We start from the raw sequence: 21,388 nt of genomic DNA, 5'->3' as shown, positions 1-21,388 counted from the left end.
CAAAAAACCTCCGGCCCCACCCCGCAAGGGATGAACCGGAGGTTCGTTATGCGACTCTGACTTTTGTCAGCTTAGATATCAAGATTCTTGACAGACTGCGCATGCTCCTGGATAAAGTCGCGGCGCGGCTCGACATTGTCGCCCATCAGCGTATCGAAAATGCTGTCTGCCAGCATGGCGTCCTCAATGGTCACCTGCAGCATGGTCCGGCTCTCAGGGTCCATGGTCGTATCCCAGAGCTGCTCAGCATTCATCTCGCCAAGCCCTTTGTAGCGCTGAACGTTAACCTTCACATTCTCGCCGAAGGAGGAGAGAATCTCATCCCGTTCCTTCTCGCTCTGCGCATAGCGGACAACCTTGTTGCGCTCGATCTTGAAGAGCGGCGGCTGAGCGATATAGATATAACCGGCTTCGACAATCTTCCGCATGTAACGGTAGAAGAAGGTCAGCAGCAGCGTTCTGATGTGGGCGCCGTCAACGTCGGCATCGGTCATGATAACAACCTTGTGGTAGCGCGCCTTCGAGAGGTCGAAATCGTCGCCGATTCCGGTGCCCAGTGCGGTGATAATCGCCCGGATCTCGGCATTCGACAGGATCCGGTCCAGCCGGGCCTTCTCGACGTTGAGAATCTTCCCGCGCAGCGGCAGGATCGCCTGGAAATGGCGGTCGCGCCCCTGCTTGGCTGATCCGCCCGCAGAGTCCCCTTCGACGATGTACAGCTCACTAATCGATGCATCCTTGGAGGAACAGTCGGCCAGCTTGCCCGGCAGGGCACTGACCTCCAGCGCGCTCTTGCGGCGGGTCAGCTCACGGGCCTTGCGGGCCGCTTCGCGGGCCCGGGAAGCCTGCAGCGACTTCTCCAGCACCTTGCGCGAGACGGCCGGATTCTCTTCCAGGAACTCCTGCAGCTTCTCGCCGAACAAGGATTCAACGACCCCGCGGACCTCACTGTTGCCGAGCTTCGTCTTGGTCTGGCCCTCGAACTGCGGCTCAGGTATCTTAACGGAGATAATCGCCGTCAGACCTTCACGGACATCGTCCCCGGTCAGATTCTGGCTGCTGTCCTTAATCACGCCTGACTTGCGCGCATAATCGTTGATAATCCGCGTCAAGGCGCTCTTAAAGCCGGATTCATGCGTTCCGCCTTCATGGGTGTTGATGTTGTTGGCGAACGAATAGATGTTCTCTGTATATGAATCGTTATATTGCAGAGCCACTTCGACAGCAATCATATCCCGTGAGCCTTCCACGTAGATCGGTTCCTCATGAAGCGCTTCTTTTTTCTCGTTGAGGTATTTCACATACTCCACAATCCCGCCGTCGTACTTGAATACATTATCAACGCCGGTCCGCTCATCCAGCAGCGACAGCTCAATTCCCTTGTTCAGGAAGGCCAGCTCGCGGATGCGGGTAAGGAGGGTATTATATTCAAAAACCGTTGTTTCGGTAAAAATTTCCGGGTCCGGGTGGAAGGTCGTCGTCGTACCGGTCTCCTCGGTATCCCCTATGATTCTGATATCGTATTGCGGCACACCGCGTCTGTATTCCTGCTGATAGACATGGCCGTCACGCTTAACGTTGACTACCACCTTCTCAGACAATGCGTTAACTACAGAGATCCCTACGCCATGAAGACCGCCGGACACCTTATAGCCTCCGCCGCCGAATTTGCCGCCCGCATGAAGAACTGTCATAACCACTTCCAGCGTGGATTTCTTCAGCTTAACATTCTCGCCGACAGGAATCCCCCGGCCGTTGTCAATTACAGTTATGCTGTTATCCTCATGGATCTTGACTTGAATCCGGTCGCAAAAACCTGCCAGCGCCTCGTCGATACTATTATCGACAACCTCCCAGACCAAATGATGCAGACCTTTGGAGCTGGTGGAGCCGATGTACATGCCGGGACGTTTCCGAACCGCTTCCAGCCCCTCCAGCACCTGAATCTGGCTCTCATCATATGTCGGTTGATTCATTGACATGCCTTCACCTACTTCTTTCAGATTATCTCCAGTAACTAGTACAGCATTATATTTCTAACAAGACTTTGGCTCTTTTTTTGAGTGTGGAGGAGGAGATCGGGGAGTAGTAGACTGTATTCCTGGTCACGACAATAGACTTCGCTTCCTCTTCACCAATGCGTTCCAGCTTCCTGTCCTGCTGGGAATGAGTCATGAACTGCTTCGATACCTTGGAGGATTTCTCAATCGAAATATCAAATATAGCAATCAGCTCTGAGGACCGAATAATTTTTTCTCCGCCCAAATGAATATACATGGTCTTCCTCCGCTCTTATAGCTCCACTTTGCCGCCATGAACATGATACAGGACTGCACCCTTTAATTTGTCAGCATTCAGGCCCTCTACACCGGTAGCGGTGATGAAGGTCTGGACCTTGCTCTGGAAGGTTTCGATCAGCTGGGTCTGACGGTAGGGATCAAGCTCGGACAGAACATCATCAAGAAGCAGCACAGGATATTCTCCGATCTCCTCATGAATCAGTTCAATTTCCGCCAGCTTGAGCGATAAAGCTGCCGTACGCTGCTGTCCCTGGGAGCCGTAGACCTGAGCTTCTCTTCCGTTGATAAAAAAGGACAGGTCATCCCGATGGGGACCCGTCAGCGTCATACCGCGCCTGATTTCCTGATCTCTTGTTTGTGATAACTTTAACATAAAATTGTCCAATAAGACAGCTTCATCTTCCTCTTCACGCTCACCAAACGAGGGGACATAGAGCAGCTTCAGCTCTTCGCCGCCGTTTGTAATGCCCCGGTGGATGCTTTCTGCCCATAACTGGAGCTTCTTTATGAATTGTTTCCTTTTTTTGACGATTTTAACACCATGCTCTACAAGTTGGGTATCCCAGATGTCCAGCAGCTCCCGGCCTCCGCCCTCTTTGCCCCATAGCTGCTTCAGCAGATTGCCCCGCTGGAGCAGAATCTTCTGGTACTGCTGCAGATGAAACAGATAGCTGGGCTGAACCTGGCCGATCTCCATATCCAGGAACCGGCGCCGGATGCCCGGAGTGCCTTTGACGATCTCCAGATCCTCCGGGGCGAACATGACCACATTCAGCGAACCGATGAACTCGCTCAGCCGCCGCTGCTCCAGTCCGTTGATTTTGGCCTTCTTGCCCTGGGGGGACAGCATCAGCTCCAGCTTCAGGTCCCCGTATTTCCGCTCCACTTCGGCGACAATCTGGGCCGAGCCTGCCGGGGCATCGAAGGAGATCAGCTCCTTGTCCTTGGAGGTCCGGTGGCTTTTGGTCATCGCCAGGACAAATAGAGCCTCCATCAGGTTGGTCTTGCCCTGGGCATTCTGGCCGAGAATGAGATTCACCTCGCCCAGATGCTCAAGACGCAGCAGCCCATAGTTGCGGTAATCCTGCAGACCGATATTTTTGACAAACAAGAGCCTGTTCCTCCTTAGGGTTACTCCTCCTTGACTCCGCCGCCTTCAACTTCAAATACGCCGCAATCCTGTACCTCTATCTTATCACCAGGGTATAACTTCCGGCCACGCCGTTCTTCAGCCTCCCCGTTCACCTGTACATGGCCTTCCTGCAGCAGCGCCTTGGCCATCCCGCCTGTGGATACACAATCCGCGAGCTTCAGGAACTGGTCCAGCTTGATATATCCACTGTGGATAACTATTTTTTTCATGATTTTGCTCCTTTCCGCCACTTATCCACAGCTCATGGACAGGGCGTTAATTGGTTGTCCGGTACGGCAAAATAACATACAGGCTGCGGCTCTCATCCAGCGGCTTGAGAATAATCGGGCTCATCATGCCGGTGAAGGCAATGACCAGCTGCTCGCTCTCAACCACCTTCAGCACATCAAGCATATATTTGGAGTTGAAGGAGATCCGCAGCGGCTCGCCTTTGAAATCGATTACTTCCAGCTCTTCACGTACCTTACCCAGCTCCGACGAGCTGGAGGAAATTTCGACATCGCCGTTCTCCAGCGTCTGCATCCGGACGATATTGGTTTTCTCTTCGCGGGAGAGCAGATACGCACGGTCAATCGACTCGCTGAGTTTTTTGGTGTCAAGTGTCAGTTCTGTTTTGTAGGTTGTCGGAATAATCCTAGAAGTATCCGGATAAATGCCGTCCAGGATGCGGGAATAGAACAGCACCTTGTCGATCTTAAACAGCACCTGGTTGTCGGCGACGACAATATCCACCAGCATATTCTGGTCGGGAATGATCTTGCTCAGCTCGTTCAGCGTTTTGCCGGCAATGACAATATTCGCAAACTGGATATTCTCGGTTCCTTCCAGATGCGCAGCCCGGGTCGCCAGGCGGTGGCGGTCGGTGGCCGTGAACTTGAATTCGTTATCCGTCAGATTCCACAGAATCCCGGTCAGAATCGGGGTCGTCTCCTGGGTGGAGATGGAGAAGGCCGTCTGTTTGATCATATTCTTCAGCAGATCGCCCGGCAGCGAGATGGTCTCATTCTCCTCAATGCTTGGCAGAACCGGGAACTCCTCTGGGTCAAGCCCCACGATCTGAATCTCAGTCGAACCGGCGGAGAGATAGGTCTGGAAGCCTTCCTTCACTTCCATCTGAATCTCTTTGGAGGGAAGCTTCTTGATAATCTCGACAAAAAATTTGGCTGGAAGCACCACACTGCCCGGACGCTCAACCTTAACGATTGTCTGGCTGTCATTCTCGGCAGGAATGAAGGATTGAATTGAGATATCGGTGTCGCTTGCTGTCAGGGTGACTCCCTGGTGGTTCACCTCGAACTTGATCCCGGTCAGAATCGGAATGGTCGTTCTGCTGGAGATGGCTTTGGAGACATGGCTTATGGATTCGTTGAGTTCATTTTTGAGAATGCTGATTTTCATATTTTCACTCCTAGCTGAAAAGTTGGGAAACGGTTGGTTGTTCATCTGCTCTGCACGCTGCTCTTAGAAGAAGAATAATTATAGTTATTTAATAGTATTAGTAGTAGGGGCTCCGTTTATGTGGATAAGTCACCGGGCAGCATAAAATTAAGCCTATCCACATGTGTATAGATTGTGCATAGGCTCTGTATTCCTCTTAGGAAGGATTTTTAATTTTCTCTGATAGATTGTTTACCACCTTGTACAGCTCCTGGTCTGCCTTTAATTGCTGCGTAATCTTCTCATGGGCATGAATCACGGTTGTATGGTCGCGTCCTCCGAAGGCTTCGCCGATCTTGGGCAGCGAATAATCGGTCAGCTCACGCGAGAGATACATGGCAATCTGTCTGGGAAAAGCAACGGCCTTCGTGCGCTTCCGCGCCTTGAAGTCCTCCATGCGCAAATTGTAATATTCGCCGACCTTCTGCTGAATATCGCCTATAGTAATCATCTTCGGACGGCTGGAAGGAATGATATCCTTCAGCGCTTCGGCGGCCAGATGGGTGGTTACATCCTGGTTCGTCAGGGAAGAATAAGCCACCACCCGGATCAGTGCGCCTTCCAGCTCACGGATGTTCGTATCGATCTGATTGGCGATGTACATCATCGCTTCGTTCGGGATATCCAGATTCTCTGCCTTCGCCTTCTTGCGGAGAATGGCGATCCGTGTCTCCAGATCAGGCGGCTGGATATCGGTGATCAAGCCCCACTCAAACCGGGAACGCAGCCGTTCCTCCAGTGTGGGAATCTCCTTCGGGGGCCGGTCGCTTGAGATAATGATCTGCTTGCGTTCTTCATGCAGCGCATTGAATGTATGGAAAAATTCCTCCTGCGTTGACTCTTTGCCGGCCAGGAATTGGATGTCGTCTATGAGCAAAATGTCAACATTGCGGTACTTGTTGCGGAAGCTCTCGCCGCGGTTGTCACGGATGGAGTTGATGAATTCGTTCGTGAACTTCTCGGACGAGATGTAGATGACCTTGTTGTTAGGATTATGCTCCAGCACATAATGGCCGATCGCGTGCATGAGGTGAGTCTTCCCGAGACCTACACCGCCGTACAGAAATAATGGGTTATAAGCTTTGGCCGGCGCTTCGGCAACAGCCAGTGAGGCTGCATGGGCGAAGCGGTTGCCCGAACCGATGACGAATGTATCAAAAGTGTACTTGGGATTGAGCAAATGCGTCTGTGCTTCTTCGCGAGATACTGCGGGAGAGGGCGCTGTCTGTTGAACAACAGGCTCAGAGGGCTTGTTCTCTTCAATTACAAATTTGACTTCAACCTGCTGTCCGGTGACCTCATATACTGTGGCTCCCACCAGTTTGGTGTAGCGGCTTTCCAGCCATTCTACGGCAAAGGTTGTTGGCGCCGAGATGATCAGGGCCTGGGGGCTGAACGCCTGGGCCTTGGTGGCCTTGAACCAGGTATCGAAGCTCGGCTTGCTTAGTTTGGTTTGAATAATCGATAAAATTTGCTGCCATAATTCGGAAGTATGGCTGTCCACAGACTGTCACTCCTTTAAATCTTCCAAATGTGGCGTCAGCCATGAAGTGGAAATGTCGAAGAAAATGGGTTAGTGCTGAATCTTATCCCCAGTACGCAAGATAAAGAAACAAAAAAATATGGATAGATTTGATTTGTTCACAACTTTATCCACAGCTTGTTGATAATATATTGAACAAATAAATCTATTCACATTCAAAAGTAATACCATCATAGCAAAAGCCCCCTTGTTTTTCAATGAGCCGCGTTATTTTATCCACAAATTCAATCACTTGTGTATAATTTTTAAGAACACCACTACATATTGTTGATAATTTGTTCACCGTTCGACAACTTCCGCCAAACCTTCGAGATTTTTATACACAGGTTGTTCTCAGCTGTGAGCAAACGACGATTTTTTTAATCACAGGTGGATAACCGGATGGGGCTGTGGATTATTTTTTTAGCAAAAGAGGGAGGAAGAGATGCGGTTGACTTTTGACGCCAGTGTGTGTTTAAATATATAAAGGTGTTTTCTGTGAGGATATGTCTCCAACTGAAATCAATAATACTTGTAGATACTGTCCCTACCTAAGGACGGCTAGTTCCGTTTCTGCTTATATGACAGTAAAATAAGTTCCTGTAAGGGAGGTGCAATACATGAGACCGACGTTCAAACCGAATGTGAGCAAACGCAAGAAGGTACATGGTTTCCGCAAAAGAATGAGCACGAAAAACGGCCGTAAAGTGCTGGCAGCCCGCCGCTTGAAAGGCAGAAAAGTTTTGAGTGCGTAAGTTAGGCCACTTAAGGACCACTGCTGTGGTCCTTTTTTACTCTTGTTTTTTCTCTACTATATATAGCGCAGAAACGGATGCCCCTTTAGCGGGGCTTTTTTTGAATATAGAGAATCATCAGCAGATCCTCCAGGCCGCAGGCAGCCTGATTGTTTATGGCATCCTCTGAATGACAATACTAATTAAGAATGAAAATGCCGGAGAGAGGGACAAGGCCCGGTATTTAAACAAGGAGATTCCCGTGCACAAAAGTTTACGATTACGAAATCGTGCTGACTTCAGCCGCGTATACCGCCATGGGAAGTCATTTGCGAATCATCAATATGTAGTGTATTGGTTCCCGCGTAGAGAGGTAGAGCGGTTCCGGGTGGGCATATCCGTCAGCAAGAAGGTCGGGAATGCCGTGGTCCGCAACCGGATGAGACGGCTGGTCAAGGAGATTGTCCGCCACCATGAGCCGGAGATCGCAGGCAACCTGGACATCGTGTTCATCGTCCGAAAGGGAGCGCTTTCCAAGGATTACGCCGAGCTTGAGAAAAGTGTGCTGCATGTGCTCCGCAAAGCCAAGCTGCTCAAGGCTTCACGCAAGTAAACGGGCCGGAAGAGGGCTTGTTTATTTGTATCCATAATTATGTTATGATTTACGGTGCAGTGGAATGTTTATGAGAGGGGTTTTGAAGTGTCTCTAATGAAGACTAAGCGGGGAAAAATGTTTCTTCTCCTCGGGTTAATGGTTCTAATGATCGCTGTTCTGTCGGGATGCTCTCCGTCTGCGACATCAGTGACGCACACTACGGAGGATTTGAAAAATGGAGGCTTCTGGCAGAGTAATGTTGTCTATTATTTCGCCATTGCCCTGGATACTTTCGCGAAGTGGTTTAACGGCCAATACGGCTTCGCCGTTCTTGTAATGGTGATTATCGTCCGTACACTGATTCTGCCGCTGACGATCAAGCAGGTGAAGAGCTCGCGCGCCATGCAGGCGATCCAGCCGGAGCTGGAGAAAATTAAGAAAAAATATAAAGATGAGCCTGAGAAGGTACAGCAGGAAACGATGCGGCTGTTCCAGGAGAACAAGGTTAATCCGATGGCCGGCTGTCTGCCGCTGCTTGTACAAATGCCAATCTTTATCGCCCTATACAATTCCATCTACTATAACCCGGATCTCAGACTGCATGACTTCTTATGGCTGCAGCTCGGCAAGCCCGATCACCTGTTCATCCTGCCGGTACTGGCTGCCGCAACCACCTTCATTCAGACCCGCATGATGACCAAGATGAATCCGGTACAACAGCAGGGTCCAATGCAGTTCATGATGATGGTCTATCCGGTTCTGATCTTCATTATGTCCTACAATTTCCCGGCTGCTCTGCCTCTGTACTGGGTATACAGCAATATTTACACCATTGTCCAGAACTACTTCCTGTACCGCAACAATGATAAGCACAAAGCGGCTATCGTAGCTGCCAATGCTGCTGCCAACAGCGGTAAGAGCAAGGAAGTGAATCTGAATAAGAGCAAGAACAGTAATAACAGCGCCCGCAAAGATGTTACTCCTGCTGCAAAAGGCAACGCCAGCAAAGGGAAGAAGGGGGTCAAAAAGTCAAAATGAGCAAAGTCGTCGCGACAGGGAAAACCATTGAAGAAGCTGTAGAACGGGGACTTAATCAGCTTGGGGTTCACAAGGACCGGGTAACGGTCAACGTACTTGAACAGCCGTCAAAAGGATTCCTTGGATTGATCGGTGCGAAGGGGGCCAAGGTCGAATTAACCTTGATTCCTGAAGCCGCACCGGCATCAGCGGCGAGTGCTCCGCTACTGTCTCAGCAGTCAGCCAGAGAGAGCAAACCAGAGGCTACCGGCGGTGTACCGCGCCAGGATTCCGGACAACAGGTGGAGGAAGCTTACCAGGAGGCCGTTCATTTCATTGTGGATGTTGCCAAGAGCATGGGGCTTTCAGTAGAAGTTGAAATTGTGCATACCAAAGAATCAACTGTTCTGCAAATCTCGGGTCCGGATCTCGGGCTGCTGATCGGCAGAAGAGGCCAGACTCTCGATGCGCTGCAATATTTGGCTAATATTGTTGCCAACCGTTATTCCGACAGCTTCATCCGGCTGGTGCTGGATGCGGAGAATTTCCGGGAACGCCGCAAGAAGACGCTGGAGGAGCTGGCTGACCGTCTTGCAGGACGTGTGGTAAGGACCCGCAAAGAGGTTGTCCTGGAGCCCATGTCCCCGCAGGAGCGCAAGATTATCCATTCCCGGCTGCAGGATCACCGCCAGGTGAATACGCTCAGCCGGGGCGAGGAACCGAACCGCCGCGTCGTTATAACGCTCAAGTAGAACTATATGCTGCAATGACTCCTTGACCAATACGAGGGGTCATTGTTTTTTTCAAAACCAATGAAGAGGTGAATACCAACATGCTTAGTGACACCATTGCCGCTGTATCGACAGCTCTGGGGGAGGGCGGCATTGCCATCATCCGGGTGAGCGGACCGCAGGCGATACCCCAGGTGGCGCCCCTGTTCCGGAGCCGCATTCCCCTGACAGAGGCAGAATCCCATACCGTGCATTACGGGCATATCGTCAGTCCTCAGAACGGGGAGCAGCTGGAGGAAGTGCTGGTCACAGTCATGAAGGGACCGCGTTCCTTCACAACAGAGGATGTGGTGGAGATCAGCGCCCATGGCGGCATCATCTCTGTAAGAAGAGTGATGGACCTGCTGCTGCAGCAGGACATCCGCCTGGCCGAGCCGGGGGAGTTCACCAAGCGGGCCTTCCTGGGCGGACGGATTGATCTGTCCCAGGCGGAGGCGGTCATCGACCTGATCCGCTCCAAGTCGGACCGGGCCTTCTCTGTTGCCCTGAAGCAGGTAGGAGGCTCACTGTCCGCGAAGATTCATGCGCTTCGCCATACCCTGATCGAGACCCTGGCTCATATTGAAGTGAACATTGATTATCCCGAGCATGACGTGGAATCGCTGACGGCGGATTTCATTAAGAGCAAGAGCCGTGAGGTGATGGACGGCATTGAACAGTTGCTCCGGACAGCCAACGAAGGCAAAATTCTGCGTGAAGGCATTACCACGGCGATTGTGGGGCGGCCGAATGTAGGCAAGTCCTCACTGCTTAATGCCCTGGCCCGCGACAATAAGGCGATTGTAACCGATATTCCGGGGACGACGCGTGATGTAATAGAAGAGTATGTAACGATTAATAATATTCCGCTGAAGCTGCTGGACACGGCCGGCATCCGTGAAACAATGGATGTGGTGGAGCGGATCGGGGTGGAGCGCTCGAAGGCGGCGTTCGGTGATGCCGATCTGATTCTGCTGGTGCTGAATGCCAGTGAAGAGCTGCATGAAGATGAATTGGCACTGATGGAACAAATCCACGGTAGACAAGCGTTGGTCATCATGAATAAAATGGACTTACCGTCCCGTCTGGACAAGGACAGACTGCGCTCCTTTTTCGATGAAGCGAGTATTGTGCCGATGTCTGTGCTGGAGGAGGAAGGGCTGGATAAGCTCGAAGAGGCGATCTCGGCGCTCTTCTTTGAAGGCAAGCTGGAGTCGGGTGATCTGACTTACGTCAGTAATGTAAGACATATTGCCTTGCTGAAGAAGGCCCATAAGTCACTGCAGGATGCCTATGAAGCAGCGGAGATGCTGATTCCTATAGATATGATTCAAATTGATGTACGTCTGGCCTGGGAGCAGCTTGGAGAGATTGTCGGGGATACGGCTGCGGATTCACTGCTGGACCAGATTTTCTCGCAATTCTGCTTAGGCAAATAAAAGGAGGGATAACAGCTATGAATTATGATGGAGGCAGCTATGATGTTGTCGTCATCGGTGCCGGACATGCCGGCTGTGAGGCGGCACTGGCTGCTGCACGGATGGGCTGCCGCACACTGATGATCACGATTAACCTGGATATGGTGGCCTTCATGCCATGTAATCCATCGATTGGCGGACCGGCCAAAGGCCATGTGGTGCGGGAGATCGACGCGCTGGGCGGTGAAATGGGCCGCAATATTGACAAGACCTTCATCCAGCTGCGGATGCTGAATACGGGGAAAGGACCTGCTGTCCACGCTTTGCGTGCCCAGGCGGATAAGTTCCTCTATCAGCATGCGATGAAAGAGACGATGGAGAAGACGCCGAACCTGACACTGCGCCAGGGGATGGTAGAAGAGCTGATCGTCGAGGACGGACGTTGTGCCGGGGTTGTTACCAAGACCGGAACCGTCTATCGCAGCAAGACTGTAATTCTCACTACCGGAACCTATCTGCGCGGTAAAGTCATTATGGGCGAGCTGACCTATGAGAGCGGCCCTAACAATCAGCAGCCGTCCGTGAAGCTGTCCGAGAATCTGCGTGAGCTGGGCTTCGAGCTGGTCCGGTTCAAGACCGGTACACCGCCGCGGGTGCATAAGGATACGATTGATTTCTCCAAGACGGAGATTCAGCCGGGGGATGAGAAGCTTAAGTTCTTCTCGTACGAAACCAAATCTTCTGATAATGAGCAGCTCCCTTGTTGGCTGACCTATACGTCGGCGGATACACACCAGATCATTAATGACAACCTGCACCGGGCGCCGATGTTCACCGGTATTATTGAAGGAACCGGCCCGCGGTATTGTCCTTCTATTGAAGATAAAATTGTCCGGTTCAGCGATAAATCGCAGCATCAGATTTTCCTGGAGCCGGAAGGCAAAAACACATCGGAATACTATGTACAAGGTCTGTCCACCAGTCTTCCTGAGGATGTACAGCTCGCTATGCTGCGTTCGATTCCCGGGATGGAGAAGGTGGAGATGATGCGCAACGGGTATGCTATCGAATATGATGCGATGGTGCCGACCCAGCTCTGGCCTTCCCTGGAAACCAAACGTCTGCCCGGGCTGTTCACCGCCGGGCAGATCAATGGTACCTCCGGGTATGAGGAGGCTGCAGGACAGGGAATCATCGCCGGAATCAATGCCGCCCGTAAGGTGCAGGAGAAGGAACCGGTCGTGCTTGACCGTTCACAGGGATATATCGGAGTACTAATTGATGACCTCGTTACCAAGGGAACCAACGAGCCGTACCGGCTGCTGACCTCGCGTGCCGAATACCGGCTGCTGCTCCGCCATGATAATGCGGATCTCCGCCTGACACCGATCGGCCATGAGATTGGACTGATTGCTGAGGCTCGTTACGAGGCCTTCCTTGATAAGAAAGCGCGGGTAGAGCAGGAGATTATCCGTCTGCAGGAGACGAAGGTTAAGCCGGTTCAGGTGAATGAGACGCTTGCTGAATATGGATCTGCACCAATTGTAGACGGAAGCAATCTGCTGACCTTAATGCGCCGCCCGGAGGTCGCTTACAGCTTTGTGGACCGGATATCGCCTGCTCCAGAGGAGCTGGATGAAGAGATGAAGGAACAGGTCGAGATTCAGATTAAATATGCCGGATATATTGAGAAACAGCTGCTGCATGTAGAGAAGCTGCAGAAGATGGAGAAGAAGAAGATTCCTGAGGATATCAACTATAATGAGATTCACGGACTGGCGATGGAGGCCCGGCAGAAGCTGACCAAGATCGCGCCGATCTCTATCGGTCAGGCTTCACGTATCGCGGGTGTAACCCCGGCTGATATTTCTATTCTCCTGGTCTATCTGGAGCATTACAACCGTGTGACAGCGGCGAAAGGATAATCTATGGATACTACAGCAGCCGAGTTCTCGGCTGCTCTGCGGGAGCATGGAATACAGCTCAGCCCGGAGCAGCTGGAACAATTCGAGCTATATTTCCGGGAGCTTGTCTCCTGGAATGAAAAAATGAATCTTACCGGGATCACCGAGCGGAGCCAAGTGTACACGAAGCATTTCTATGATTCTTTAACCTTGGCGTTCTACCTCAAGATGGGGGAGATCAAGACGCTGGCTGACATTGGCTCCGGGGCAGGGTTCCCGGGTATTCCGCTGAAAATATGCTTTCCGCATCTGAAGCTGACGATTGTCGATTCCCTCAGCAAACGTATTACTTTCCTGCAGCATGTGTGTGACACATTGAGACTGACTGATGTCCAGCTTATTCACGGCCGTGCAGAGGATGTAGCCAGACAATTTGCTCATCGTGATGCTTATGAGGTGGTTACTGCCCGGGCTGTGGCCCGGTTGTCGCTGCTTAATGAATTTTGTCTTCCGTTCACCCGGAAGGACGGAATCTTCGCCGCGATGAAGGGAAGTGACCCGGCAGAGGAATTGGCGGAAGCAAACCGCAGCTTCAAGGAGCTGCGCGCGGAGCTGGACCGTGTGGAGTCCTTCAGTCTCCCGGTGGAAGATTCTTCAAGGCATATTATTCTGGTACGCAAGACTGGTGCTACACCAGCCAAGTACCCGCGTAAGCCTGGCGTGCCGGCCAAGTCGCCGTTAATCTGATTGTTTCACGTGAAACAAATTTTGGATAGTTAAGGTTTATAGTTCAAGACCAAGCTCAGTGTGTACCCTGGGCTTGGTCTTTTCTTTTTGGCAAATAGGCACTCGTCCTTAGGGGGAAATGCAGGAAAAATAGGTCGTGATGGAGAATAGGATTATTAGCAGAAAAGTGATAGAATACTATAGTAAGGCTTTTATGGATAGTTGATGATTGCTAGGAATGATAATAGATTCTATTCCTGCGCTGTACGATAGGCTTTTCGCATGAAAGGTTAAGAGGATCGTACTATAACGAAATTAGGTGGTTATGAACGGAATGAAAGAACAATTCACCAAGCTTTTTGGATTTACGGAGCGGAGCAGCGGAGAAGAGATCAAACAAATCCCGGTTCATGAGGTCATTAGCAGTCCATATCAGCCACGGACGATTTTTGATGACGAGAAGATAGATGAGCTATGCCAGACTATCAAAACTCATGGAGTTATCCAGCCGATCGTTGTGCGTATGCGTGATTCCCAGTATGAGATTATTGCAGGTGAAAGACGCTGGCGGGCGGTTAAAAAGCTAGGCTTAGAGACCATTCCAGCACTTATTCGCGAGTTCAATGATTCCCAGGCGGCGTCGATTGCCCTGATCGAGAATCTGCAGCGCGAAGGCTTAACCTCTATTGAAGAAGCCATTGCTTATCAGAAGCTGATTGATCTGCATCAATTGACTCAGGAGAGTCTGGCACAGCGGCTGGGTAAGAGCCAGTCCACCATTGCCAATAAGATCCGCTTGCTGAATCTTCCGGAGCAGGTCAAGACCGCGCTGATGGAGAGGAAGATCACAGAGCGGCATGCACGTTCATTGCTCTCCCTGGACGGCGAAGAGCTGCAACTGAAGCTGCTGGCTGAGATTATAGCCAAAGAGTTGAACGTGAAACAGACGGAAGCGCGCATTGCCTTCTACAAAGCTGCTGCACAGACCAAAAAATCCAAACGGACATCTTATACCAAGGATGTACGTCTCGCACTCAATACAATTCGTCACTCCATAGATATGGTAACCGGCTCGGGAATGGAGATTAAGACTTCCGAGAATGATCGCGGAGATCATTATGAGATTGTGATCCAGATTCCCAAAAGATAGAAGGCAACAAAAGCTGAAGGCGGCCCTGAGGTGTTGGCCGCTTTTTCTATGACTAACTCCGGATGTTATCACACATACACACTTAAGGATGAATTCATGCATATTTGTTCTGTATTTCCGCAACTGTGATGCCCCGTATATTCAGATGATTATGCCGTTTGACAGCATGAACTACAAGATGATTCTTCCTAAACAATTCGAGGTGAACTAAGTGTCTAAGATTATTGCCATAGCAAATCAAAAAGGCGGTGTCGGTAAAACAACAACCTCTGTTAACCTGGGGGCCAGCATGGCAACTTTGGGCAAGAGGGTGTTGCTTGTAGATATCGACCCGCAAGGCAACACTACCAGCGGCGTTGGCGTCAACAAAGCGGATGTAGCAAATTGCATTTATGATATTCTTATTAATGAAGCGGAGCCGCAGGATACAATTCTGGAGACTCAGATCGAAGGCCTTCATATTATTCCGGCAACTATTCAACTGGCAGGTGCTGAGATTGAATTGGTCTCTACAATATCAAGAGAACTGAAGCTGAAGAAGGCGCTGAATGCTGTTAAGGTGAACTATGATTACATTATCATTGATTGCCCGCCATCGCTGGGTATCCTTACCATTAACTCTCTGACCGCAGCCGACTCCGTGATTATTCCGATCCAATGCGAATATTATGCCCTTGAAGGGCTTAGCCAATTGCTTAATACCGTAAGGCTGGTGCAGAAGAATCTCAATCCTCATCTCAAAATCGAGGGAGTATTGCTCACGATGCTGGACGCCCGGACGAATCTGGGAATTCAGGTCATTGAAGAAGTGAAGAAATATTTCCAGGAAAAGGTATACAGAACGATTATTCCGCGTAATGTGCGCCTGAGTGAGGCGCCTTCGCATGGACAGTCAATTATTACCTATGATTCCCGTTCCAAAGGGGCGGAAGTATATTTAGAGCTGGCAAAGGAAGTGATTTCTTATGAGTAAGCGTTTAGGCAAAGGCTTGGATGCGTTAATACCTTCCTTATCGATTAATGAAGATGATAAGGTCGTAGAGATCCCGCTCTCCCAGCTGCGGGCTAATCCTTATCAACCCCGCAAGGACTTCAATGAAGAAGCAATCCAGGAGCTGGCTGAGTCCATAAGACAGCACGGAGTCATTCAGCCGATTATCGTGCGGAGTGTGTTGAAAGGGTATGAGATCATTGCGGGTGAACGCCGATTCCGCGCTTCGCAGTATTGCGGCAAAGCTACGATTCCGGCAGTAGTCCGCAGCCTTAGTGACCAGCAGGTGATGGAAATTGCCCTGATCGAGAACCTGCAGCGTGAGAATCTTAATGCGATGGAAATTGCAGTCGCTTATCAGGGGCTGATGGATCAGTTCTCGCTCACTCAGGAGGAGCTATCCCTGAAGGTGGGTAAATCAAGATCGCATATTGCTAACTTCCTGCGGCTGCTCAGCCTGCCGGAAGAAGTGAAGGATTATGTTTCACGTGGAACAATTTCGATGGGACATGCCCGGGCAATTGTTGGCCTTAAAGATCCAGAAATCATTAAACAGCTGGCTGCACAGTGCGTAGAGCTGCAATGGAGTGTAAGAGAGCTGGAAGAGGTTGTGAAGAATCTCGACCGCAAGCCGGCGAACGGAATCAAGGCAAAGGTTGTAAAACGTGATCCGTACATTGATAATATTGAAGAAGTGCTGCGTGAACGGTTCAAAACGACGGTCAGAATCAAGCAAGGCAAGGAGAAGGGGAAAATCGAATTAAACTATTACAGTGCCCAAGACCTGGAAAGATTACTGGAGCTGCTGGGTAACTGATTTGGATATTTGTGCCGAAAACATATCCTGAGATATCCTGAATACGGATATGGAGGGGTATGTTTTTTAAACGGAAAAAAGGGAGGGTGGAAAATGGAGGGACTGGTATATCTCGATCATGCAGCGACTTCTTGGCCGAAGCCTCCAGAGGTTGCGGCGGCGATGATGGAGGCGTTACAGCAGTCAGGCGCAAACGCCGGGCGCGGCAACCATTCACTGGCGATCGGGACAGGACGGGTGCTGGTCCGGGCACGGGCGTTGCTGGCTGATCTGTTCGGTGTCGCAAACGCTCAGGATATTGCTTTTACCCATAATACGACCATGGGGCTAAATATGGCTATTAAGGGTACACTTCAACGTGGAGATCATGTCATCTCAACGATGACTGAACATAACTCTGTCCGCCGGCCTTTGGAATACCTCCGCCGGACGATTGGAATTGAAGTGGATTATGTGCAGGTGAATCAGCAGGGACAGTTGAATCTGCAGGAGCTTAAAAACTTGATGCGGCCGAATACCCGGATGGTTATCTGCAATCATAGCTCCAATCTGCTGGGAAGTATTCTTCCGGTTGGCGAGATTGGTGATATCGCGAAATCGCACGGAGCGGTATTCCTGGTCGATGCTGCCCAGAGTGCCGGATCACTGCCTATTGATGTGGCGGCCATGAATATCGATCTGCTGGCTTTTCCAGGGCACAAAGGACTGCTCGGCCCGCAGGGAACAGGGGGGCTGTATATTTCACCGCATCTGGACCTGGAGCCGCTCATGCATGGGGGAACGGGCAGCCAATCGGAAAATAGCGATCAGCCTAATGTGCGCCCGGACCGGTATGAAGCGGGGACGCAGAATGCAGTCGGGATTGCCGGGCTTATGGCCGGCGTGAAGGCAGTTAAGGCTCTAGGGATCGGACAGATTCACCGGCAGGAATGGGAGCTGACTCAGCTGCTGATAGAGGGACTCTCAGCGATTCCATCGATCCGCATACTTGGTCCTGAGGCTGGCGCTCCGCGCAGCGGAATTGTCGCCTTTGTAGCAGAGGGACAGGACTCGGCGAATATTGCCCACCGCCTGGACCGGGAATATCAGATTGCTGTCCGCGCCGGAATGCATTGCACTCCGCTGGCCCATCAAGCTGTAGATACCTTGAACAGCGGGGCGGTAAGAGCCAGTGTCGGAGTAAGCTCAACAGAAGAGGATGTTCATAAGCTGCTGTATGCCATGCAGGATATGCTCGGCGCATCACGTACAAGATAAACATAAAGGGTGAATCAACATGTCGGAACTTAATGAAATCATAATAGAGCAAATCTCATTGTTCGTGATGGGGCTGACCGGGGTAATACTTCTGATGGCTATTCTAATGATCGTTCAGGGGGCCAGACTGCGCAAAATGCGCCGCAGATATGAAGCAATGATGAGCGGAAATGGAGTAGAGGATCTGGAGACGCTGCTGGTCAATCTGAAGAATCAGAGCGATATGCTGGAGGATGGACAGCGCGAACAGAAGGAGCTGATTGAGGCTGCACATGCCAGAATGCGCGGGATGAAATCGAAGGTGGCTATGAAGCGTTATAACGCCTTCGGGGAGCGCGGCAATGACCTGAGCTTCTCGCTTGCCATTCTGGATGACAACCATAGCGGAATTGTACTGAGCAGTCTGCACAACCGCGAGAGCTCTTATATCTATGCCAAGCCGCTTGAAAAGGGAGAGTCCTCCTATGCTCTGTCTCCGGAGGAGAAGGAGGTTATTGCTCTCGCGTTGCAGCAGATCTAGCATGGAGATTCCATTGCTTCAAGGCGGAATAAAGGCTGGAGGAGATGATATCCGACAGCTTCATCACCAGGCTCAGCCGGGTATTCTGTAAGACGAAGTATTCCATGAAGCCGCCGACATTAACAATGCCGGTCAAATGAATGTCGCCTACCGGCGGAAGCTGCTTGTTGACCCCGGCCCCCGGACGCAGCGGTCCGTCAACGACCTGGATGCAGCCGACACTTGTGGACTGGCCCAGGCAGGCATCGATTCCGATGATAAACGGGTCTGAATGCTTCTCATAGACAAGGGAAAGGGTATCCTCCAGATTAATGGCATGAACCGGCTCGTCCAGCGTTCCGTAGAGATGGAACAACGGGCTGTGGAAGCGTGCCAGTGTGGTGCCGACCAGCGGACCCAACGAATCCCCGGTAGAGCGGTCTGTGCCCACACAAATAATCACAACCGGTGTATCCGGGCGGGTACGCGAGAAGTGGAACAGCAGCCTGTGGGTGATGGCGGAATAGATATTGGGATCTGTATATGATATTTTTAAACAGGATGGTTCTTTCAGAGATGAGGCTTTGGTAGAGATGTTCATATCATCGTCCTTTCTGGGGCAAGCCGTCTGAGCGTGTTCTGATGATCCTAGTATATGGATAGAAGTGGTTTTTTATACTATGGCAGCAATAGATAGGACGAACAGCCTAGAGGGAGGCGTGAAGTGTGGAGGAGGAACTGCTGATAGCCTTCGATTCAACCCAGCAGGCGCTGCGCGCCGAGATGCTGCTTGAATATGCAGAGATAGAAATTGATATCTTTCCCACCCCCAAGGAGATCACGGCCGGCTGTGCGATGTCGATCCAGTTCAGCCGCGGTGATCTGGAGGCCGTGCGCCAGCTGGTGTCCGAGCAGAATATTGAGATCCGGGGGATCTTTGCCAGAGCGGCTCGGGGTGACGGTTATGTGGAGTTAGGCGGAGAAGGAGGGGCTTAATGAATAACTGGATATTGGAGGCAACAGGCGAAGAGGCCATCCGGGATGCGGTCCGCTTCAAGGACCGGGTATGGGAGTGGCTGACGAACGCCGATATGTGGGCTACGGTGCTGTTTGCCGGGATACGGATTCTGTTGATTTTTATCCTGACGAGGATCATTATCAAGGTGGTCTCTGGCCTGATTGACCGTTCTCTTGAACGGGAGACGAGAGGGCGGATGTTAGCGAACAACAGGCGCTTCTCCACAGTCGGCGGACTGATGAAGAATGTGGTGACCTTCTTCTGTAACTTTACAATGATTCTGCTGGTTCTCTCGGAGTTCAACTTCGATCTGAAGCCGCTGTTGGCCGGGGCAGGGGTCGTGGGGCTGGCGATCGGTTTCGGCGCGCAAAGTTTGGTCAAAGATGTAATTACCGGATTCTTCATTATATTCGAGGATCAGTTCGCTGTCGGGGATGTGATCCAGAGCGGGACCTATAAGGGAACGGTGGAGATGATCGGGCTGAGAACGACCCGGCTGCTCAGTGCAACGGGAGAGGTTCATATTATTCCGAACGGAACGATTGTCAATGTTACGAATTATTCGCTGGCCAATGCGCTGGCCGTAGTTGATGTTCCGGTCAAAATGGAGCGGGGGCTGGAAGCTACCCTGGCACTGATTGGCGAGGCGCTGAAGGGCATCGAGGAGCGGAGCGAAAGCGTGATAGCGTATCCTAATATCCTGGGCATCCAATCCATGAGCACATCCGAGTATGTGATCAGGATTGCGGCCAACTGTATGCCTAATGCCAGAGATGCCGCCGAACGGCAGATTCAGAATGATATCAAGCAGGCGCTGGAGAAGCAGAGTGCCCTGGAGGCGGCTAAGGCCGAGCAGGAGGCGCAGGAGCAGGCGGAGCGGGAAGCCAGAGAGGCTGAAGCGGCACGCAGGCAGCAGTCCGCTGAGGAAGCCCGCAGAGCCAGTGAAGGGCATGAGGCAAGCCCAAGGAGACAGGTGGCTGCCGCACAAGAGGGAGAGGAAGGGGAAGAGTGATGGAACGCAAAGTATTCGGGCTGGGTGATATCGTGATGATGAAGAAGCCGCATCCCTGCGGAACGAACGAAATGGAGATCATCCGCATGGGGATGGATATCCGGATCAAGTGCACCGGCTGCCAGCATAGTGTTCTTATTCCCAGAGCCAAATTCGAGAAGAACCTGAAGAAGGTGCTGCATTCCGCAGCAGGTGAAGTGGAAAATCAATAATGAGCTTACAGCGGAAGGCATGGCTTGAAATAATTTAGCTTGCAATTATTGTATCAGCATGATATAATAAACCTTGCTGCGGAGAGGTACCCAAGAGGCCCAAGGGGGCTGACTCGAAATCAGTTAGGCGTGTCACAGCGTGCGTGGGTTCGAATCCCACCCTCTCCGCCACTTCAGCAATTATATATTTAAATTACGAATCCTCCGATCTGATGCGGAGGTTTTTTTGTTGTAAGCGCACGGCCGTTAGGCGGAATGTAATCGAAAAACCGATTACAATAAGCGATGTCGCAGGCGGTGAGCTGAATGTAATCGGAAAATCGATTAGAATAGGCGATGGCGCAGGCATGTGGGCGGAATGTAATCGAAAAACCGATTACAATAAGCGATGTCGCAGGCGGTGAGCTGAATGTAATCGAAAAATCCATTAGAATAGGCGATGGCGCAGGCATGTGGGCGGAATATAATCGAAAAATCGATCACATTGGGCAGCAGCGCGGGCGTTTGGAGAAATGTAATCGAAAAACCGAACACAATGGGCAGCGGCACGGGCGGTGGGCCGAATGTAACCGATAGGATAAGGGTCCAGCGGCTGTACCCTTTTGTGTGCTGGTTGATCTTCAATGCAAAAAGAGAGACCTTCGCAGGTCTCTCTTCCAGAGGCAGTACATCATTGATGTTCGGAAATCTCTGTCTATAGCCACTACTGTGATTGGGTAATGCCAAAGCTGTTACTCCTTTTTACAGAGCCAGCTTAACTCTCCCCGGATTACGATAGGTGCTGAATTCAGAATCCCTGTGATCGTGTTCGTCTACGACGTTCAACGGAACCACACCTCTCTTTTGTACTGCCTGG

23 protein-coding genes and 1 tRNA gene are annotated in these 21,388 nt (G+C 51.2%); 16 read left to right on the top strand and 8 right to left on the bottom strand.

Annotation, left to right across the window (positions count from 1 at the left end):
* Nucleotides 1–71 precede the first annotated feature (71 nt).
* The 6 genes from gyrB to dnaA all read right to left on the bottom strand — a co-directional run bounded on the left by gyrB (nucleotide 72) and on the right by dnaA (nucleotide 6,394).
* On the bottom strand, nucleotides 72–1,982 hold the full coding sequence (gene gyrB, locus MHI24_RS16460; RefSeq protein ID WP_340020644.1) for a DNA topoisomerase (ATP-hydrolyzing) subunit B: 1,911 nt from the start codon (nucleotides 1,980–1,982) through the stop codon (nucleotides 72–74).
* A 46-nt stretch (nucleotides 1,983–2,028) separates the two neighbouring features.
* Nucleotides 2,029–2,277: an extracellular matrix/biofilm biosynthesis regulator RemA family protein gene (locus MHI24_RS16455; RefSeq protein ID WP_340020643.1), complete on the bottom strand. Its 249-nt coding sequence runs from the start codon at nucleotides 2,275–2,277 to the stop codon at nucleotides 2,029–2,031.
* 15 nt (nucleotides 2,278–2,292) lie between these two features.
* Nucleotides 2,293–3,411 (bottom strand): DNA replication/repair protein RecF, encoded by a 1,119-nt coding sequence (gene recF / locus MHI24_RS16450; RefSeq protein WP_340020642.1) that lies wholly within the window; start codon nucleotides 3,409–3,411, stop codon nucleotides 2,293–2,295.
* Nucleotides 3,412–3,431: 20 nt separating this feature from the next.
* The gene (gene yaaA, locus MHI24_RS16445) at nucleotides 3,432–3,662 is read right to left on the bottom strand and encodes a S4 domain-containing protein YaaA (protein ID WP_340020641.1); all 231 of its coding nucleotides are present in this window, start codon (nucleotides 3,660–3,662) and stop codon (nucleotides 3,432–3,434) included.
* 46 nt (nucleotides 3,663–3,708) lie between these two features.
* Nucleotides 3,709–4,851 (bottom strand): DNA polymerase III subunit beta, encoded by a 1,143-nt coding sequence (dnaN, locus tag MHI24_RS16440; RefSeq protein ID WP_340020640.1) that lies wholly within the window; start codon nucleotides 4,849–4,851, stop codon nucleotides 3,709–3,711.
* Nucleotides 4,852–5,047: 196 nt separating this feature from the next.
* Nucleotides 5,048–6,394, bottom strand: a complete 1,347-nt coding sequence (dnaA, locus tag MHI24_RS16435; protein WP_340020639.1) for a chromosomal replication initiator protein DnaA — start codon at nucleotides 6,392–6,394, stop codon at nucleotides 5,048–5,050.
* Nucleotides 6,395–7,032: 638 nt separating this feature from the next.
* Between dnaA and rpmH the strand changes: the two genes are divergently transcribed.
* The 12 genes from rpmH to MHI24_RS16375 all read left to right on the top strand — a co-directional run bounded on the left by rpmH (nucleotide 7,033) and on the right by MHI24_RS16375 (nucleotide 18,311).
* Nucleotides 7,033–7,167, top strand: a complete 135-nt coding sequence (rpmH, locus tag MHI24_RS16430; protein ID WP_019914530.1) for a 50S ribosomal protein L34 — start codon at nucleotides 7,033–7,035, stop codon at nucleotides 7,165–7,167.
* A gap of 241 nt (nucleotides 7,168–7,408) precedes the next feature.
* Nucleotides 7,409–7,759 (top strand): ribonuclease P protein component, encoded by a 351-nt coding sequence (gene rnpA / locus MHI24_RS16425; protein WP_340020638.1) that lies wholly within the window; start codon nucleotides 7,409–7,411, stop codon nucleotides 7,757–7,759.
* 87 nt (nucleotides 7,760–7,846) lie between these two features.
* Nucleotides 7,847–8,779, top strand: coding sequence for a YidC/Oxa1 family membrane protein insertase (locus tag MHI24_RS16420; RefSeq protein ID WP_340020637.1), 933 nt, complete (start codon nucleotides 7,847–7,849; stop codon nucleotides 8,777–8,779).
* Nucleotides 8,776–9,510 carry an RNA-binding cell elongation regulator Jag/EloR gene (gene jag, locus MHI24_RS16415; protein WP_340020636.1) on the top strand — a complete coding sequence of 245 codons (735 nt, stop codon included), beginning with the start codon at nucleotides 8,776–8,778 and terminating at the stop codon, nucleotides 9,508–9,510. Before MHI24_RS16420 ends, jag begins: the two co-directional genes overlap by 4 nt.
* A gap of 80 nt (nucleotides 9,511–9,590) precedes the next feature.
* Nucleotides 9,591–10,967 carry a tRNA uridine-5-carboxymethylaminomethyl(34) synthesis GTPase MnmE gene (gene mnmE / locus MHI24_RS16410; RefSeq protein WP_340020635.1) on the top strand — a complete coding sequence of 459 codons (1,377 nt, stop codon included), beginning with the start codon at nucleotides 9,591–9,593 and terminating at the stop codon, nucleotides 10,965–10,967.
* 17 nt (nucleotides 10,968–10,984) lie between these two features.
* The gene (gene mnmG / locus MHI24_RS16405; RefSeq protein ID WP_340020634.1) at nucleotides 10,985–12,871 is read left to right on the top strand and encodes a tRNA uridine-5-carboxymethylaminomethyl(34) synthesis enzyme MnmG; all 1,887 of its coding nucleotides are present in this window, start codon (nucleotides 10,985–10,987) and stop codon (nucleotides 12,869–12,871) included.
* A gap of 3 nt (nucleotides 12,872–12,874) precedes the next feature.
* On the top strand, nucleotides 12,875–13,597 hold the full coding sequence (rsmG, locus tag MHI24_RS16400; protein ID WP_340020633.1) for a 16S rRNA (guanine(527)-N(7))-methyltransferase RsmG: 723 nt from the start codon (nucleotides 12,875–12,877) through the stop codon (nucleotides 13,595–13,597).
* Between the two features lie 313 nt (nucleotides 13,598–13,910).
* A complete protein-coding gene (gene noc, locus MHI24_RS16395; protein ID WP_340020632.1) occupies nucleotides 13,911–14,726 on the top strand; it encodes a nucleoid occlusion protein in 816 nt (271 codons plus the stop codon).
* Between the two features lie 211 nt (nucleotides 14,727–14,937).
* On the top strand, nucleotides 14,938–15,699 hold the full coding sequence (locus tag MHI24_RS16390; RefSeq protein ID WP_340020631.1) for an AAA family ATPase: 762 nt from the start codon (nucleotides 14,938–14,940) through the stop codon (nucleotides 15,697–15,699).
* Nucleotides 15,692–16,534, top strand: coding sequence for a ParB/RepB/Spo0J family partition protein (locus tag MHI24_RS16385; protein WP_340020630.1), 843 nt, complete (start codon nucleotides 15,692–15,694; stop codon nucleotides 16,532–16,534). Before MHI24_RS16390 ends, MHI24_RS16385 begins: the two co-directional genes overlap by 8 nt.
* Nucleotides 16,535–16,627: 93 nt before the next feature.
* Nucleotides 16,628–17,791: an aminotransferase class V-fold PLP-dependent enzyme gene (locus MHI24_RS16380; RefSeq protein WP_340020629.1), complete on the top strand. Its 1,164-nt coding sequence runs from the start codon at nucleotides 16,628–16,630 to the stop codon at nucleotides 17,789–17,791.
* A gap of 19 nt (nucleotides 17,792–17,810) precedes the next feature.
* On the top strand, nucleotides 17,811–18,311 hold the full coding sequence (locus MHI24_RS16375; protein WP_340020628.1) for a DUF4446 family protein: 501 nt from the start codon (nucleotides 17,811–17,813) through the stop codon (nucleotides 18,309–18,311).
* Here MHI24_RS16375 and yyaC read toward each other — a convergent pair.
* Nucleotides 18,283–18,891: a spore protease YyaC gene (gene yyaC / locus MHI24_RS16370; RefSeq protein WP_340020627.1), complete on the bottom strand. Its 609-nt coding sequence runs from the start codon at nucleotides 18,889–18,891 to the stop codon at nucleotides 18,283–18,285. The two genes, MHI24_RS16375 and yyaC, sit on opposite strands and share 29 nt — an antisense overlap.
* Nucleotides 18,892–19,016: 125 nt before the next feature.
* On the opposite strand from yyaC, the gene MHI24_RS16365 reads away from it, so the two are divergent.
* From MHI24_RS16365 to MHI24_RS16350, 4 genes are all read left to right on the top strand, one after another.
* A complete protein-coding gene (locus tag MHI24_RS16365) occupies nucleotides 19,017–19,286 on the top strand; it encodes a DUF3343 domain-containing protein (protein WP_340020626.1) in 270 nt (89 codons plus the stop codon).
* Nucleotides 19,286–20,320 (top strand): mechanosensitive ion channel family protein, encoded by a 1,035-nt coding sequence (locus MHI24_RS16360; RefSeq protein ID WP_340020625.1) that lies wholly within the window; start codon nucleotides 19,286–19,288, stop codon nucleotides 20,318–20,320. Before MHI24_RS16365 ends, MHI24_RS16360 begins: the two co-directional genes overlap by 1 nt.
* Entirely contained in the window at nucleotides 20,320–20,532 is a 213-nt protein-coding gene (locus MHI24_RS16355) for a DUF951 domain-containing protein (RefSeq protein ID WP_340020624.1), read from the top strand. Before MHI24_RS16360 ends, MHI24_RS16355 begins: the two co-directional genes overlap by 1 nt.
* Before the next feature lie 80 nt (nucleotides 20,533–20,612).
* A tRNA-Ser gene (locus tag MHI24_RS16350) sits at nucleotides 20,613–20,703 on the top strand.
* 153 nt (nucleotides 20,704–20,856) lie between these two features.
* Here MHI24_RS16350 and MHI24_RS16345 read toward each other — a convergent pair.
* Nucleotides 20,857–21,258 carry a hypothetical protein gene (locus MHI24_RS16345; RefSeq protein ID WP_340020623.1) on the bottom strand — a complete coding sequence of 134 codons (402 nt, stop codon included), beginning with the start codon at nucleotides 21,256–21,258 and terminating at the stop codon, nucleotides 20,857–20,859.
* Nucleotides 21,259–21,388 lie beyond the last annotated feature (130 nt).

This window comes from Paenibacillus sp. FSL K6-1096 (assembly GCF_037977055.1).
Classification (GTDB): domain Bacteria; phylum Bacillota; class Bacilli; order Paenibacillales; family Paenibacillaceae; genus Paenibacillus_AQ.
This window is presented reverse-complemented; position numbering and strand designations above follow the sequence as displayed.